The organism is Pararhizobium sp. A13 (genome assembly GCF_040126305.1).
Lineage (GTDB): Bacteria > Pseudomonadota > Alphaproteobacteria > Rhizobiales > Rhizobiaceae > Pararhizobium.
The window spans coordinates 535,001-549,837 of the sequence record NZ_CP149510.1 but is presented as its reverse complement, the minus strand read 5'-3'; the positions used below and the strand labels follow the sequence as shown (position 1 = coordinate 549,837).

Annotated in this window: 16 protein-coding genes (1 of these 16 cut by a window edge); 11 read left to right on the top strand and 5 right to left on the bottom strand. The window is 59.9% G+C overall.

Annotated features, from left to right (window positions below):
- Nucleotides 1-20 precede the first annotated feature (20 nt).
- Nucleotides 21-614 carry a TetR/AcrR family transcriptional regulator gene (locus WI754_RS02675; protein WP_349436093.1) on the bottom strand — a complete coding sequence of 198 codons (594 nt, stop codon included), beginning with the start codon at nt 612-614 and terminating at the stop codon, nt 21-23.
- 166 nt (nt 615-780) lie between these two features.
- Here WI754_RS02675 and WI754_RS02670 point away from each other — a divergent pair, with 166 nt between their 5' ends.
- Entirely contained in the window at nt 781-1,179 is a 399-nt protein-coding gene (locus WI754_RS02670; protein ID WP_349436092.1) for a RidA family protein, read from the top strand.
- 40 nt (nt 1,180-1,219) lie between these two features.
- On the opposite strand, the gene WI754_RS02665 is transcribed toward WI754_RS02670, so the two are convergent.
- Entirely contained in the window at nt 1,220-1,582 is a 363-nt protein-coding gene (locus WI754_RS02665; RefSeq protein WP_349436091.1) for a VOC family protein, read from the bottom strand.
- 433 nt (nt 1,583-2,015) lie between these two features.
- Between WI754_RS02665 and WI754_RS02660 the strand changes: the two genes are divergently transcribed.
- The gene (locus tag WI754_RS02660; RefSeq protein WP_349436090.1) at nt 2,016-2,384 is read left to right on the top strand and encodes an NIPSNAP family protein; all 369 of its coding nucleotides are present in this window, start codon (nt 2,016-2,018) and stop codon (nt 2,382-2,384) included.
- 329 nt (nt 2,385-2,713) lie between these two features.
- Nucleotides 2,714-2,932, top strand: a complete 219-nt coding sequence (locus tag WI754_RS02655) for a hypothetical protein (RefSeq protein ID WP_349436088.1) — start codon at nt 2,714-2,716, stop codon at nt 2,930-2,932.
- 721 nt (nt 2,933-3,653) lie between these two features.
- On the opposite strand, the gene WI754_RS02650 is transcribed toward WI754_RS02655, so the two are convergent.
- From WI754_RS02650 to WI754_RS02640, 3 genes are read right to left on the bottom strand one after another with little or no spacing between them, the layout of a single operon-like run.
- Nucleotides 3,654-5,132, bottom strand: a complete 1,479-nt coding sequence (locus tag WI754_RS02650; protein WP_349436087.1) for an aldehyde dehydrogenase family protein — start codon at nt 5,130-5,132, stop codon at nt 3,654-3,656.
- 12 nt (nt 5,133-5,144) lie between these two features.
- Nucleotides 5,145-6,410: a glycosyltransferase gene (locus WI754_RS02645; RefSeq protein ID WP_349436086.1), complete on the bottom strand. Its 1,266-nt coding sequence runs from the start codon at nt 6,408-6,410 to the stop codon at nt 5,145-5,147.
- 13 nt (nt 6,411-6,423) lie between these two features.
- Nucleotides 6,424-7,380: a GntR family transcriptional regulator gene (locus tag WI754_RS02640; protein ID WP_349436085.1), complete on the bottom strand. Its 957-nt coding sequence runs from the start codon at nt 7,378-7,380 to the stop codon at nt 6,424-6,426.
- A 280-nt stretch (nt 7,381-7,660) separates the two neighbouring features.
- On the opposite strand from WI754_RS02640, the gene WI754_RS02635 reads away from it, so the two are divergent.
- From WI754_RS02635 to WI754_RS02600, 8 genes are all read left to right on the top strand, one after another.
- The gene (locus WI754_RS02635; protein ID WP_349436084.1) at nt 7,661-8,713 is read left to right on the top strand and encodes a spermidine/putrescine ABC transporter substrate-binding protein; all 1,053 of its coding nucleotides are present in this window, start codon (nt 7,661-7,663) and stop codon (nt 8,711-8,713) included.
- Between the two features lie 278 nt (nt 8,714-8,991).
- Nucleotides 8,992-9,828, top strand: a complete 837-nt coding sequence (locus WI754_RS02630; RefSeq protein ID WP_349437705.1) for an ABC transporter permease — start codon at nt 8,992-8,994, stop codon at nt 9,826-9,828.
- Nucleotides 9,821-10,612, top strand: a complete 792-nt coding sequence (locus tag WI754_RS02625) for an ABC transporter permease (RefSeq protein ID WP_349436083.1) — start codon at nt 9,821-9,823, stop codon at nt 10,610-10,612. Before WI754_RS02630 ends, WI754_RS02625 begins: the two co-directional genes overlap by 8 nt.
- Nucleotides 10,609-11,676, top strand: coding sequence for an ABC transporter ATP-binding protein (locus WI754_RS02620; RefSeq protein ID WP_349436082.1), 1,068 nt, complete (start codon nt 10,609-10,611; stop codon nt 11,674-11,676). The genes WI754_RS02625 and WI754_RS02620 overlap by 4 nt, the downstream gene beginning before the upstream one ends.
- Before the next feature lie 19 nt (nt 11,677-11,695).
- On the top strand, nt 11,696-12,988 hold the full coding sequence (locus WI754_RS02615; protein WP_349436081.1) for a glycosyltransferase: 1,293 nt from the start codon (nt 11,696-11,698) through the stop codon (nt 12,986-12,988).
- Between the two features lie 233 nt (nt 12,989-13,221).
- Entirely contained in the window at nt 13,222-13,584 is a 363-nt protein-coding gene (locus tag WI754_RS02610; protein WP_349436080.1) for a cupin domain-containing protein, read from the top strand.
- 29 nt (nt 13,585-13,613) lie between these two features.
- A complete protein-coding gene (locus WI754_RS02605) occupies nt 13,614-13,961 on the top strand; it encodes a cupin domain-containing protein (protein ID WP_349436079.1) in 348 nt (115 codons plus the stop codon).
- A 93-nt stretch (nt 13,962-14,054) separates the two neighbouring features.
- Nucleotides 14,055-14,837, top strand: the 5' portion of a protein-coding gene (locus tag WI754_RS02600; RefSeq protein WP_349436078.1) for an aldehyde dehydrogenase family protein. Its footprint extends 723 nt past the window's final position; 783 of the gene's 1,506 nt are visible here — the first part of the coding sequence; its start codon is at nt 14,055-14,057; its stop codon lies off the right edge, out of view.

Sequence of the window (14,837 nt, the reverse complement as noted above, 5' to 3'; positions counted from 1 at the left end):
ACACATCGGCGTCGGGGATTTCACCCAGGTCGTACAAGAAGGCCCATGGCCAGGGAGCGGAAGGCCTCGATAGCCTTCAGCAAAACACCCTTCGGATCGTCACTGGCAGCGATCCATAGGGCAGCATTGAGCGCGGCGCCATTGAGGAGCCGGGCAGCGGCTTCTGCGTCAACTGGTTTGAGAATTCCTTGTGTGATTAACCGCTCCACCGTCTGCTTTGTCGCCTGAAGGCAACTGTTCTGGCTGGGCCATTGTGACGGATCGCCGAGAACTGCAGGTCCGTCGAGCAGAACGATGCGCTGTACTTCGGGATCGAGCGCCATTTCGATATAGGCGATCCCTTCGGCCAACAACCCTTCCCAGTCGCGCTCCGATTGGGCGCCGATTTCCTTCGCGCGCGAAGCCATTTCAGCGTCGATCTGATTGACAACCGCCGCCAGCAGCCCACGCTTGTCTCCGAAATTGTGGTAAAGTGCGCCCCGTGTCAGACCGACCTCGGCCGTCAATTCGTCCATGGACGCTGCGGCGTATCCCTTATCGGCAAAAGCCTTTCGAGCTGCCGCGATCAGCTTGGCGCGGTTCTCCTCCATCATCTCGACGCGTCGCTTTGCCATAAATCCTCAAATTCGCATACGGTGCGTATATTAACTTGACATACGTGCCGTATGTCAGCCATTTTACATACGCATCGTATATCAGATGAAGCGATGGCTTGTGAAGCTTTTGAAGCATTGCGCTGCGCCCATCAGGTGCGAACAACAACAATGAAGAGAGATCAAAATGGCTAAGCGTAACGCAATCTTTCCTGCAAACAGGCACGCTCTTTATGAGGAACACGGCTATTCAGCCGCGATTCGCTCCGGCGACCTCCTCTTCGTATCCGGACAGGTCGGCAGCCGTCCCGACGGGACTTCTGAACCTGATTTCGGGCGCCAGGTCCAACTGGCCTTCGACAACCTTCAGGCAACGCTTAAAGCTGGAGGCTGCACCGTTGACGATATCATTGATGTCACTACGTTCCACACGGACCCCGAGAACCAGTTCGGGACCATTATGGCTGTCAAACAACAGATTTTCAGCGAGCCGCCTTATCCGAACTGGACCGCAATCGGTGTGAACTGGCTTGCTGGGTTCGATTTCGAGATCAAGGTCATCGCCCGCATTCCTTCGGATGCCTAGTGCTGTTGTCGCGAAATCCCTGCAGACTGTGTGAGAAGTCTTAGGCGGTTTTCCGGAAGGCTCGGCTTGAAACTGAGATTGAGTTTTTGCAAGGGTCCTTAGCATTGGCGAACATGTATCCATCTGCCTGATGGATGGTTCCGAATTCGAGTCCGTCTTTCGCGCGAAGAGCGCAAAAGGCTTCGAGGTCCTCTACGTCGAAGACCAATTTGACGGTTGATTGGCCGCTTCGTTGTCCCTTGGCAGCTTGGTGGATCATCAAATTTGCCCCATTGTCCTGGCTAACCAGTTCAATGATCCCGTCGCCGGCCTGTCTGGACGCTTCAAACCTAAAGTGTTTTTCGTAGAAACGAACGGTCTCCTCGACGTCCTGCGCGTAGAGCACTATTCTGTTTATTGGCAATGTCGCTTCTTTCTATGGAATGCATCCGGGATTCCTCAAGGTAGCGGGCCATGGTAGGTTTTGCTATGGCCCATTTATCAGGAACAGACCGCTCGCAGATGCTGCTTCTTCCGGAGGCGGTGGACACGAACCTTGTAAAGGTGGGGCTCTATGCTGCTTCGAAGTCAGCCCGTGCGTTCATGTAGGCTGACGGATTTGGCTCGCTTTTCATTATCGTCTTCCGCCACGTAGAGCTTCAAAAGGTCGGTCTGTTGCTGAAAGATGGGCCATGGCAGAAGTTACCACAGGACATTACACTTAGGAATCTCAGTCAACGGCCACAGAGGCAATCATTGGGTTGAAGATCGCTTGCCTAGGGTCGCCGTCGACCGGTTCAAATGCCCATTGTCAATGGCTTTCAGCTTTCCGAGGTAATCAAGGAGATGAGCACTGAATGTTGAATACTCCCGTTACCTGCGAAGTTCGCTACCGCGTTGATCAAGGCAGAATTGCGGAATTCCAAGCTTATGCCCGAACCTGGATCGGCCTCATCGAACGTCATGGCGGAACGCACCACGGCTATTTCATCCCTCGCGAAAAGCCGGCCGGTGTTGGCGTGAGCTTCCCGCGTGTGGGTGAGGAGGGAGCCAGCGATATTGCTGTCGCCCTCTTCACTTTTCCAGATGAGACGACCTACCTCCGCTATCGTAGTAAGGTCGCCGAAGATCCGCATGGCATTGCAGCAAACGCGCGTTTCGGCGAAAATCCACCGTTCGATAGCTATGAGCGCATCTTCCTACAGCCTCTTCCAGGAAGCAATTAACCGCTGTCCAAAGGGAAGGTTGCGTCCCGTCAATTCCGATCTTCGCCGATCGAGTTTTCAGAGGATCTGCCCAAATTCAACGACAAAATCCGTCCCTTGGAATTCCGGAGGAAATTTCTGTCGCAAAATCCCTCGTGAAAGTCAGTGTTTCGCGACAGACTTTTGCGACAGGCTGAAGGCAGCTGCGGACCAAAAGCTGATGTGATGACGCCGCAGATTTGAAGCCAGAGGTTTGGATTGAGTAGAGCACGTTGGTTCGTGTATTGCCCCAATGTGTTGGGCATAGCGACATAGGTTTGTGCGCGGCCGCGAAGGAGTGCGACCAATTCATGGCTGAAGACAAACTAGACACGGTCGCCCTTCTCAAGGCGATTGCTGAAAGCCCAAAACGTGACAACAGCGCCTATCATCAAGCCATCGCCGAGGCCCGCCAAGCCTTCGACGATGCGGAGATTTCGTTGGGTGGGCCGGTCCGGGTGCGGACCAAAACCAAAATCAAGCGCAACGGCGAATATGTCGTCAAATGGACGTTCAAACGTCTAACATGACAAGTCGTGTTTCCGATTGCGTCGCTATTTCAGATTTCGGCGGCTGCACATGGACCGGTGTCCGGGTTCAATCCATCGAAATAAATTTCATCGCCGTTTTCCCCGCCCGGAAACGCCGTCGTATACTGGTTCCCGTTTTCGCCGCCGGAGTGTTTCGCGAGACGGTCGCGGGCAGGTGGGAGCCGGCGCCCTGCGCCTTGCGCCGTAACGTGCGGCCAGGGTCAGGGTGATGCGTGTCGGGTGGTTCACCCACCTCAGATGTCTCCCCCGGGCTGCCAGGTCCGGTTTGGTTGAGCCATGCAAGCAGGAGAACGTTTCTCCTGCGCAGCGAGACAGTGCAAGCATTTGAAGGGGCCGGAAGCCCCGAAAAACGCCGAAGGCCACGCAAATGCGGAGCCATCTACTAAATCAAATCGAGGCCCCGCATTTGCGTGCGCCCTCCGACTGCGCGATTAAACCGTGCCGGCTTCACCGGTCCGGGCGCTTCAGCGTGTTTTTGAAAAAGCGGAAGGACAGACGAGCGGGGTTTGCGAGGGCTGATCTTTGCGGCAATGGGCATCAGGGGGGCATTGGTTGACGAGGAGCTTCCCCCACTCGCCGTCATCCTCGCCCTTGTGGTCCACAAGGGCGAGGATGACGGAGGAGAGTTGTGCTGCTGTCCAAAATGAGAAAGTCCGAGGCAAAGACCGCTTTAACCCGCGCAGGCACGGGCGCAAAATTCTCACCTTTTAATATACCACCCCCACGGCTCGTCGCTGTTGAACCGGGTGATCTGCTTCGTCTCCAGATAGTTCGACAGTCCCCAGCGGCCCAGTTCGCGGCCGATGCCGGATTGTTTGTAGCCGCCCCAGGGAGCCTCGGTGAAGGTCGGCTGCGAGCAGTTGACCCAGACGATGCCGGCGCGGAAAGCCTCGGCCACGCGTTCGGCGCGCATCACGTCCTTCGACATGACGGCAGCCGCAAGCCCGAAGCGGCTGTCATTGGCCACGCGGATGGCCTCGTCCTCGTCCTTGAACGGCTTGACGCAGACGACAGGCCCGAAGATCTCCTCCTTCCAGACGTAGCTGTCCTCGCTCATGTCGGTCAGGACCGTCGGCTCGATGAAATAGCCGCTGTTGAGGCCGGCCGGGCGGCTGCCGCCTGCTGCAACCGTCGCGCCGTCGATGCGGGCACGCTCGATCGCCGAAACGATCTTGTCGTATTGCCCCTTGGAAACGATCGGGCCAAGCAGCGTGCCCTCGGTCATGCCGCTGCCGATCTTGATCTTCGCCGCTTCCTCGCACAGCCGCGAAACGACGGCGTCGTAGATGCTCGCCTCGACCAGCACGCGCGAGGTGGCCGAACAGACCTGGCCCTGGTTCCAGAAGATGCCGAACATGATCCATTCGACGGCCTTGTCGATATCGCTGTCGGCGAAGATGACGAAGGGCGATTTGCCGCCAAGTTCGAGGCTGACATTCTTGATGTCCTGCGCGCCCGCCATCATCACCTTGCGGCCGGTGGAGACCGAGCCGGTGAAGGCGAGCTTGTCGACCAGCGGATGCTCGGTCAACGGCTCGCCGGCCTGCGGGCCGGTACCGGTGACGATGTTGAGCACGCCGGCCGGAAGGTCGACCTCCTCGGCAATGACGCCAAGTTCAAGCGCGGTGAGCGGCGTCAGTTCCGAGGGTTTCAGCACCATGGTGCAGCCGGCGGCAAGGGCAGGGGCCACCTTCCAGGCGACCATCAGCAGCGGATAGTTCCATGGTGTGATGGCGCCGACGACGCCGAGCGGTTCGCGCACCACGCGTGAGGAGAAACGCGGTTCGCTGAGCGGAATCGTTTCCTCCGGACTGTGATCGAGTTCCTCGGCAAGCCCGGCATAATAGTTGAAGCAGCCGGCGACATCGTCGATGTCCCACAGCGCTTCGGGCAGGGGCTTGCCGTTGTCGGCGACTTCGAGCTTGGCGAGAAACTCCCGCTTCTCGATAATCTTCGAGGCGATGGCGCGCAGATAAACGGCACGCTCGGTCCCCGTGAAACGCGGCCATGGGCCGGAATCGAAGGCGTAGCGCGCGGCTTTGACGGCCTTGTCGATATCGCCGCTGGTGCCGGCGGGGGCCTTGTGGATGATCTCTTCGGTGGCGGGATTGATGACATCCAGCGTCCCGCCCTTTTCCGGCCTTATCCATTCTCCGTCGATATAAAGCCTGTCCTGCATGTCGCCGTCCCTTTAGATCAGGTCGAGAATTGCCTTGGCTGCCACCGTGACGCCAGCGGCCTTCTTCATCGCGTCCGAATTGGCCGAGAGTTTATCGTTCAGAGCAGGATTGTCGAGCAGGCCGGTGATGGCGGAGGCGAGTTCCTCCTCGGTCCAGCGGTAGCGATCGATCCGGCGCCCCACGCCAACGTCGTCCGCACGACGCGCATTGTCGTGGCCATCCCAGCAGAACGGCATGATGAGCGACGGCACGCCGAAATAGAGCGCCTCGCAAAAGCTGTTGTTGCCGCCGTGATGGATGAACAGGCTCGACTGTTCGACGACGGAAGGCTGCGGAAACCAGCTTTCGAGGAAGACATTGTCGGGTATGCGGCTGTAGTCGTCGCGCCATGGCCCGACATTGACGATGAAGCGGTAGGGCAGTTCGGCAAAGCCGCCGATCATCCGCTTGATCATCGAGACGTCCATGGCGCCAAGGCTGCCGAAGCTCGTGAGCACCAGCGGCGCATCCTGATGCGAGGCAAAGTGCGGCAGCGTATAGGGCGCCTCCTGCCGGACGCAGCCGTCGAGACAGACGAATTTTTGCGCGTCGAGCGGTATTTCGCGTTCGAAACGGACAATGCGGGGCGACAAAAGCAGATTGAGAAAAGGCGAGTTTTCCAGGAACTCGCCCGGCGGCAAAGGGCTCAGGCCGCAGTCCGCGAGAAAGGCATTCATGCGTTTTTGTGCGGGAGCCACGGCCTTGGCGTAGCGCCCTGAAAACGTCGACCAGTCCGGACCGGGCTTGCCGCCGCAGCCGGAAAGATAGGGCGGCACGAGCGGATCGCGCAGCTCCGTCTCGGCGCAGGAGACGACCCTGACCCAAGGCACACCGGCATTGGCGATGGCCGGGAACATCACGACGTTGTCGAGCACGACGACCGACGGCCTCAACTGCGCCAGAAGCTGGCGAAGCGGCTCTTCGGCGGCAATTGCCGTGTCGACGATCGCCTCCCAGGTCGGAGCGACATAGCTCTTCACCTGCTCCAGCGGCGTTTGCCGGAACGCGTCCTGATGGCGGTTGATGAAATCGGTCCAGTCGGTCGGGGTTTCGCTGCCCGCCGATTGCAGCTGGTACTCTGGAAAACCGTATTCGCTGAAGACACCGCGAAAGCCGGGATGGCAGATGAAGACCGGCCGCGCGCCCATCCGGCGAAGCTCCTGGGCAATGCCAACGCAGTTCAGCGCGGCGCCGTAGCTGGCTTCCGGAAAAAAGGCGATTACCTTGGGCTGGCTCATTCACGCACCGAGTTTAGCCCACCACCTTGAAGACAGGCGGGACGCCGCGTCCGGCCAGCCGCGGCCGCTGGGAATGGGAAAGCTGGATATGCACGCGCATCAGGTCGGCCGCAAGCTCCATCTGGCCGCGCTCGATCTGCTCCAGCATCTGGATGTGCTCCATGTTGGACTGCATCAGCCGGAAGGCGTTGACATGCACGGGCGGTTGGCTCGATCGGCGGCGGCGGTGGTGACTCGACAGCGCCTCCGACATGAAGGGATTGCCGCAGCTTTTGGCGATCAGCATGTGGAAGTCGAAGTCGGTGCGCTCGAAGAGCTTCTGGTCAAAGCTGCTCTCCGTCATCGAGCGCAGGATTTCCATGGATTGCCTGAGCGAGGTGATCGCCGCGACGTCGCGGCGGAAGCCGGGCATGGTGAGTGCCAGAGGCTCACAGGAGAGGCGGTATTCGAAGCTCTTGGCGACTGCATCGCCGCTGATGGCGAACTGCTTGATCAGCCATTGCTGGCCGGCCGCGCGTTCGGCGAGGTTGTCCTCGGCAAGCCTCGTCAGCGCATTTTGTACCGCGTTGCGCGACGCCTCGTAGCGCCGCTGCAGGCTGGCGACCGTTTGCGCGTCGCTGATGCGGCCGGCCGAGACGTCGCGCAGGATGGCGTTGTAGAGCTCGGTTTCTTCAGCCGGCTGAGCCGCATCCTCCAGGCCTGGAAAGGAGGCCGGGTCGATGGCAAGCAGGTAGCCGCCCTCGGCCTCCGCTTCGACGATCGATTTCTCGGCAAGGAACTGCAAGGCCTTGCGGATCGGGGTGCGCGAGACGTTGCAGCGCGAGGCAAGTGCCTGTTCGGGAAGCCGTTCACCGCGGCTCATGCCCCGTTCTGTCGCGATATCAAGTATTTTTTGCGCCAGTTCGACATGGCGATATTTGACTTTCTTCGCCTCTGCTTCCATCGCCTTGTGCCCTGAACGTGCTGCCATAAAACGCATGCTGCATCTTCCAAGGGCCTTTCGCAAGGGCATCTGTTAAATTTCAGACGCCACACGAATTCGTATTGACGTATTTTTTTTATAAATAATACTGCCTGATGAAGCGACACATAGACCGGATAATCGGCGAGCCGCTTCGGGAACAGAGGTTGGACCCTCGGAGACGGCGACGCGCTGGACCGCGAAACCCTCCGGGATGATGGATTTGCGCAAGCGGCGAGCGTCCAGGGCGAACCTGGGCTCCGGATTGCGCCAGCAACGGGAGATGTCCTTGAAAACGTCAGTGAAACTGCGCCTGGCCGGTCTTGCGTCGACAGCCATGCTTCTGTCTGCCGGAACCGCGCTTTCGGCCGATCTGGTGATCTCCAACTGGGCCGGATACATGGCGCCGGATATCGCCGAGACCTTCAAGGCGGAAACCGGGCTCACCATCGAGGTGGTCAACCACGCCACCAACGAAGAAATCATGGGCAAGCTGATGGCGGGCCAGGGCAAGGGCTACGACGTCGTGTTCGTCTCTTCCCCCTTCGCGCATATCTTGAATGGGCAGGGGCTGCTCGAACCGCTTGGCGTCGAGAAGGTGCCGAACCTCAAGAACCTCTATCCGCAGGCAACCAAGCTCGCGTTCGATCCGGGCAATACCTATGCCGTTCCCTACGCCTGGGGAACGACGGGCCTTTGCTATCGTTCCGATCTCGTTGAAGGCACGCCGGACAGCTGGTCCTATCTGCTCGACCCGCCGGCGGCGCTGAAGGGCAAGATCACCATGCTCTCGACCGACCGCTGGCTGATGGCGGCGGGGTTGCTCTACAAGGGCTATTCCGTCAACGAAAAGGACCCGGCAAAGATCGAGGCGGCGAAAAACGCGCTGATCGAAGCCAAGAAGAACCTGCTCGCCTATGACGACACGACCTTCTATTCGAAGCTCGTTTCCGGCGAAGCCTCGCTGGTGCAGGCCTGGGACGGCTGGTGCAATTACGGCATCGCCGAAAACGACAAGATCAAGTTCGTCGTCCCGAAGGAAGGCTCCGACCTCTGGATCGACACCATGGTGGTGATGAAGAATTCCGAGCACAAGGACGCGGCGCTGAAGTTCGTGAACTACATTCTCGAGCCGAAGAACCATGCCTGGGCGGCGTCGAACATCTTCTACGAAGTGCCGAACAAGCCGGCCATGGAAAGCCTTGATCCGGAACTCGTCAAGAAATACCCAACCATGGGCGTCTCGCCTGAAACGCTCGTCAAATACGAGGAGCTTCAGGACCTCGGCGAGGCACAGCGCGACTATTCCCGTGCTGTGAGCGAGATCAAGGCGGCAAACTGAACCGTTTCCTCTTCTCCCCAGCGGGGAGAAGGTGGCCCGAAGGGTCGGATGAGGGGGGCGAAGCCACCTACTCCGAATCTGCCGCGCCACCCCTCATCGCCTCGCATGCGCCCGGCACTTCTCCCCGCTGGGGAGAAGTGCCGCAAGCCAAACGGTCCGAATTCAGGTGGGATTGCCTTGACGGACGCATCCAAAAACCCTCTCCCCGCCTGCGGGGAGAGGGGTAAATAAACCCCGGAGTTCTTTTCTTGTCCTCGCAGACGGTTCGTTCCAATCTCATGGCTCTGCCGGCCGTTGCGTGGCTCGGCCTGTTCATGGTCGTGCCGTGCCTGATCATCCTCGCCTATGGATTTCTGACGCGGGGGCTCTACGGCGGCATCGAATACACGTTCACGCTCGAGAATTTTCAGCGCGTCTTCGATCCGCTCTATGCGAAGATATTCCTCGCCTCCGTGCGTATTGCCGGGATTGCGACGCTGCTGGCGATCCTGATCGCCTATCCCGCGGCCTACGCCATCTGCCTGGCTCCGAAGCGCACGCAGCCGCTGTTGCTGTTTTTTGCCGTCCTGCCTTTCTGGAGCAATTATCTGATCCGCACCTATGCCTGGATCGTGTTGCTCAACCGCGAGGGGCTGATCAACAATCTGCTGCGCTGGCTCGGCTATGAGGGCGAACCGCTGGCTTTGCTCTACAGCGAAGGTGCTGTGATTACCGGCCTCGTTTACAACTATCTGCCTTTCGTGATCCTGGCGATCTATTCCAGCCTGTCGCGGCTGAACAGCGAATTGATCGAAGCCTCGCGTGATCTTGGGGCAGGGCGGGTACGGACCTTCCTGCGGGTGACTTTGCCGCTCACGATGCCCGGCATTGCTGCCGGCGGCGTCTTCGTCTTCGTGTTGTCGATCGGCAATTTCGTCACCCCGGCGCTGCTCGGCGGCGGCCGGTTCCAGATGATTGGCAATCTCGTCTACGACCAGTTCCTGACCGCCAATGACTGGCCGTTCGGCGCCGCCCTCGGCATGGTGCTGATCGCCATCATGATCGCGCTGCTGCTCTTGCAGGCGCGCGCCTCATCCCGCTTCAGCGGCGAAACGCTGGGGGCTGCCAATGGCTGACTCGCTGCGCATCAAGCTGACGGGGAGAGCGATCCTCGTTCTTGTCTTCGGTTTTCTCTACCTGCCGATTGCGGTGCTGGTTCTCCTGTCGTTCAATGCAAGCGGCCTGCCGACGACCTGGTCGGGCTTTTCGTTGCGCTGGTACGCTTCGCTGGCGGGCAACAGCGATATTCTCCATGCCGCGTGGAACACGCTGGTTGTTGCCATCTTCTCCACCCTTATTGCCACCGTGCTCGGCACGATGCTGGCGCTCGGCATGGAGACACGGAAGCGCAGGAGCACGCCGCTGGAGGCGCTTGCCTTCGCGCCGATGGTTATTCCCGACATCGTGCTGGCGGTGGCGCTGCTCACCCTGTTTTCGCGGTTGAATGTGACCATGGGTCTGCACACGATCGTCATCAGCCATGTGATTTTCGACCTTGCCTTCGTTTGCTCCGTCGTGCGGGCGCGGTTGAAGAATTTCGATTTCTCGATCGTCGAGGCCTCGCGCGACCTCGGCGCCTCGGCCTTCACCACCTTCTGGCGCGTGACCTTCCCGGTGCTGCTGCCGGCCATCGTCGCCGGCGCGCTGCTCGCCTTCACCCTGTCGGTCGATGAATTCATCATCGCCTTCTTCACCTCCGGCGCCGGACGTTCCTCGATCACGCTGCCGATGCAGATCTATTCGATGATCCGTTTCGGCGTAACGCCGGAAATCAATGCGCTTGCCACCATCGTCATGGGCGTCAGCGCGACTGCGCTGCTGCTTTCGCAATGGCTAAACAAAGAACAGATGACCCGATGAACATTGACTTCAAAGCCCCGGTTCTGGCGGTCGATACGGTGGTGAAGCGTTTCGGCAAGACGGTTGCCGTCGACGGGCTGTCGCTCGATATCCGCGAAAACGAGTTCTTCGCGCTGCTTGGGCCATCGGGCTGCGGCAAGACCACGCTGCTCAGGATGATCGCCGGGTTCGAGCAGCCGGACGAGGGGCGGATCAGGCTTTCCGGCAGCGATATCACCGATCAGGCGCCGGAAAAGCGACCGCTCAACCTGATGTTCCAGTCCTATGCCCTGTTTCCGCATATGACGGTCCGGCAGAATCTCGCCTATGGCCTCGAAATGGAACACCTCGCCAAGGGTGAGATTTCCGCCCGCGTCGAGGAGATGCTGAAGACGACGGATCTCCAGGCACTGGCCGAACGCAAACCGGCCGAGCTTTCCGGCGGTCAGAAACAGCGGGTGGCTTTGGCCCGCGCGCTGATCAAGCGGCCGAGGGTGCTTTTGCTCGACGAACCGCTCGGCGCGCTTGACAAGAAACTGCGCGAAAAAATGCAGCTGGAACTGAAACGGCTGCAGAACGAGGTCGGCATCACCTTCATCATCGTCACCCACGATCAGGAAGAGGCGCTGGTCATGGCCGACCGGGTCGCGGTGCTGAAGGATGGCCGTATCCTGCAATGCGGCACGCCGCAAGAAGTCTACGAGCGGCCCGCCAACCGTTTCGTCGCGGGCTTCATCGGCGTGATGAATTTCATTGAGGGCGAGATCGGCGCCGATGCCCTGTTTCGGGCCGCTGGCGAAACGCTTGCGTGCGATCTTGGTGGGCTGAAGCGAAATGAGAAGGCGGTGCTTGCAATCAGGCCGGAAAATATCGCCCTGAGGCCCGCGGGCATCGGTATCGCCGGCACGGTCGTCGATGTCGCCTATCACGGTCTCGACCGGCAGCTCTACGTCAAAACGGCGCTGCAATCGGCGCCCCTTCAGGTCCGCGTGGCGGCGGCTGGACCTGAAGTGGCCGCTGCGCAAACCGGGGCGACGGTGTCACTCGGCTTTGATGCAGCGGCCTGCCGGATTTTCCAGGACTAGAAAAACAAAGAGGGAACTCATGTCCAAGACGATAGCATTCTTCCCCGAGGCGGCTTTCGGCCCGGCGCTGAACTCCGTCGGCATCGCCCAGGCTGTCGAAGCGCTCGGCCACAAGGCGGTCTTCCTGTCCGACCCCGGCTTCGTCGATGTTTACAAGGGGTATGGTTTCGAGGCGTATCCGGTGAACCTCTCGGCGCCGATGCCGCCGGAACAGATGGCAAAATTCTGGGAAGACTTCATCAACGGTCACATTTCGAACTTCCGCAAATCGCCTTACGACCAGATCGACAACTACGTGAAGGATTGCTGGGAGGCGATTGTCGACAGCGCCAAGTGGGCTGAAAAAGATCTTCCGGGCGTACTGGCGAAGATCAAACCGGACCTGATCTGCGTCGACAACGTCATCCTGTTCCCGGCGATCAAGCAGTTCGGCAAGCCCTGGGTGCGCATCATCTCCTGCTCGGAAAACGAGATCGAGGACCCGAAGATCCCGCCGCATCTGTCCGGCTGCCGCCAGGATGATCTGGAAGGCCACGCCGCGTATCGCGAAAAATTCAACGCGGTGATCAAGCCGATCCACGATGATTTCAACGCTTTCCTCGACTCGACCGGCGAGGACGCCTATCCGATTGGCCAGTTCTTCGAGGCATCGCCCGTCATGAACCTGCTGCTTTACCCGGAATCGGTAAAGTTCGATCGCGCTCATCCGCTCGATCCGAAACGGTTCCAGTATCTGGAAGGGTGCGTGCGCAAGGAAAAGCCCTATGAGGTGCCGACCTTTGCCGAAAACAACGACAAGCCGCTGCTGTATATCTCTTTCGGCAGCCTCGGGGCCGGCGACACGGGTCTTCTGAAACGCCTGATCACCACCCTCGGCAAGCTGCCCTATCGGGCGCTCGTCAATGTCGGCGACTACAAGGAACAGTACGACAACCTGCCTAGCAACGTCATCGTCGAAAGCTGGTTTCCGCAGCCTTCGGTCATCCCGCAGATCGACGCTGCGATCCATCACGGCGGCAACAACTCCTTCACCGAGTGCCTCTATTTCGGCAAACCGGCGATCATCATGCCCTATGTCTGGGATGGTCATGACAATGCAACCCGCGTTGACGAGACCGGCCATGGCTTCAAGATGCCGCGTTACGACTGGACCGACGAGGAGCTTGCGGCCAAGCTCGACGCCTGCATCAACGATCCGAAGATGAAGGCGAAGCTGGCGGCGACCAGCGCCCATATGCAGGCGCAGAACGGGCCGAAGAAGGCGGCGGACATCCTCGATCAGCTGGCCGGGACGGGCAAGTTCGATGGCTGAGATTTTTTCGGATGCGGTCGGGTACTCGATCGCCGCTCGCTCTGTCGTTGCCGCTTACCCCCCTTTGTCCCTTCGGGACATCTCCCCCTCAAGGGGGGAGATCGGGGGCATGCCGAACCCTCGTGCAAAAGCATCGTTTTTCGCTGAAGGTGCGGCGTTAGTCGGAAAGATGTGGCAATCGCCAATCTCCCCCCTCGGTGGGGAGATGTCCCGAGGGAACAGAGGGGGGTGTCATGGTTGAACTCAAAACATCGTCCGCGCCGCACATCTACAACGCCACAATCTATGATGATCTTGTCGACTGGGGCACACAGCCAGACAGTGTCGAGGGTCAGTCGAAATCGACCGGTCGGCTCGTCCACAAGGGGCCGAACAACCAGCCCGAATCCGGTATCTGGGTCTGCACGCCGGGCCGCTGGCGGCTATCGATCCCGCGCGACGAATTCTGCCATTTCGTTGCCGGCCGGGCGGTCTATCGCTCGGACGAGGGCGAGGTGATCGAAGTCGAGGCGGGCACCGTCGTCATGTTCCCCGGCGGCTGGACCGGCGAGTGCCACGTGATCGAGACCATGCGCAACATCTACATGCTGGTCTGACAACAACAAAATCGGAAAGGAAACATGCCATGACCGCCACACCGCTGATGCGCAAGCCGCTCGAGGAAACCGATCTCAAGGACTGGGGCATCATCCCGACCATGATCGCGGGCGAAAGCCGTACGACCGGCAAGCTGATCCACAAGGGTCCGGACGGCCAGTCCGAATGCGGGCTGTGGATCTGCACGCCGGGCACATGGAACTGCCATGTGACCCGCGACGAGTTCTGCCACTTCCTCGAAGGCCGTTGTACCTATGTGCACGAAAGCGGGGAGGTGATCGAGATCGTGCCGGACACGGCAGCCTTCTTCCCGCAGGACTGGAAGGGTGTCTGCACCGTGCATGAGACGATCAAGAAGGTCTACATGATCCGCTGAGTGGCTACGGTCTTTGTACCTCCTCTCCCCAGCGGGGAGAGGGCAGGATGAGGGGGCCTTCACCAAGGCAAATGCGTTTAACAGGAAAACACCATGTTCACTCCAGCCGAACCCGTTTTCTACCGGCATCCAGACTATGTGCGCGCCAAGGGAGCGCGCCACACGGTGATCAATCCGGCGACACTCGGTGAGGAAGGCGTGTTTGCAGCAGCGACCGTCGCCGAGTTGGATTCAGTGCTTCTTGCCGCCAAGACAGCGCAATCCGAATGGAAACGCCTTGACGCCAAGAGCCGTGCCACGATTCTGCACCGCATCGCCAACCGCATCGAGGCGACCGACATGCGGGTCTGCGCCGAGCTCATGTCGCGCGAGATGGGCAAGCCCTATCCCGAAGCAATCGGCGAGGTTGCCAACTGCGCCGGCGCCTTCCGCTACTTCGCCGAAATGGCCCGCGACGAGGCGGGCAAGGTGGCCGGCACGACGCAGGCCGGTTCGTTCCAGTATGCGCGCTACGAGGCGCTCGGCACTAGCGTCCACATCATGCCGTTCAACTTCCCGATCCTCCTGATGTGCTGGACGGTCGCGGCATCGCTTGCCGCGGGCAATGCCTGCATCATCAAGCCCGCCTTGGCGACGACGTTGTCGACGCTCGAGTTCATGCAGGTCTTTGAAGCGTTACCCGAAGGCTTGATCGCCTGCATGCCCGGTGGTGCCGATGTCGCGCAGCACCTGATCGCCTCGCCGCTGACCCACGCGGTTGCCTTCACCGGTTCGGTCACCGCCGGCAAGGCGGTTGCCGCTGCCGCCGCCAGCCGGATGAAACCGGCCGTGATCGAGGCCGGCGGCAGCGATCCGATGATCATCACCGCCCATGCG

Bases quoted from the DNA above. Each gene is read 5' to 3' on its own strand.
- WI754_RS02620 (WP_349436082.1), top strand. From the start codon at position 10,609: ATGAACATTGACTTCAAAGCCCCGGTTCTGGCGGTCGATACGGTGGTG.
- WI754_RS02675 (WP_349436093.1), bottom strand. From the start codon at position 614: ATGGCAAAGCGACGCGTCGAGATGATGGAGGAGAACCGCGCCAAGCTG.
- WI754_RS02660 (WP_349436090.1), top strand. From the start codon at position 2,016: ATGTTGAATACTCCCGTTACCTGCGAAGTTCGCTACCGCGTTGATCAA.
- WI754_RS02640 (WP_349436085.1), bottom strand. From the start codon at position 7,380: ATGGCAGCACGTTCAGGGCACAAGGCGATGGAAGCAGAGGCGAAGAAA.
- WI754_RS02625 (WP_349436083.1), top strand. From the start codon at position 9,821: ATGGCTGACTCGCTGCGCATCAAGCTGACGGGGAGAGCGATCCTCGTT.
- WI754_RS02610 (WP_349436080.1), top strand. From the start codon at position 13,222: ATGGTTGAACTCAAAACATCGTCCGCGCCGCACATCTACAACGCCACA.
- WI754_RS02655 (WP_349436088.1), top strand. From the start codon at position 2,714: ATGGCTGAAGACAAACTAGACACGGTCGCCCTTCTCAAGGCGATTGCT.
- WI754_RS02650 (WP_349436087.1), bottom strand. From the start codon at position 5,132: ATGCAGGACAGGCTTTATATCGACGGAGAATGGATAAGGCCGGAAAAG.
- WI754_RS02630 (WP_349437705.1), top strand. From the start codon at position 8,992: ATGGCTCTGCCGGCCGTTGCGTGGCTCGGCCTGTTCATGGTCGTGCCG.
- WI754_RS02615 (WP_349436081.1), top strand. From the start codon at position 11,696: ATGTCCAAGACGATAGCATTCTTCCCCGAGGCGGCTTTCGGCCCGGCG.
- WI754_RS02645 (WP_349436086.1), bottom strand. From the start codon at position 6,410: ATGAGCCAGCCCAAGGTAATCGCCTTTTTTCCGGAAGCCAGCTACGGC.
- WI754_RS02605 (WP_349436079.1), top strand. From the start codon at position 13,614: ATGACCGCCACACCGCTGATGCGCAAGCCGCTCGAGGAAACCGATCTC.
- WI754_RS02670 (WP_349436092.1), top strand. From the start codon at position 781: ATGGCTAAGCGTAACGCAATCTTTCCTGCAAACAGGCACGCTCTTTAT.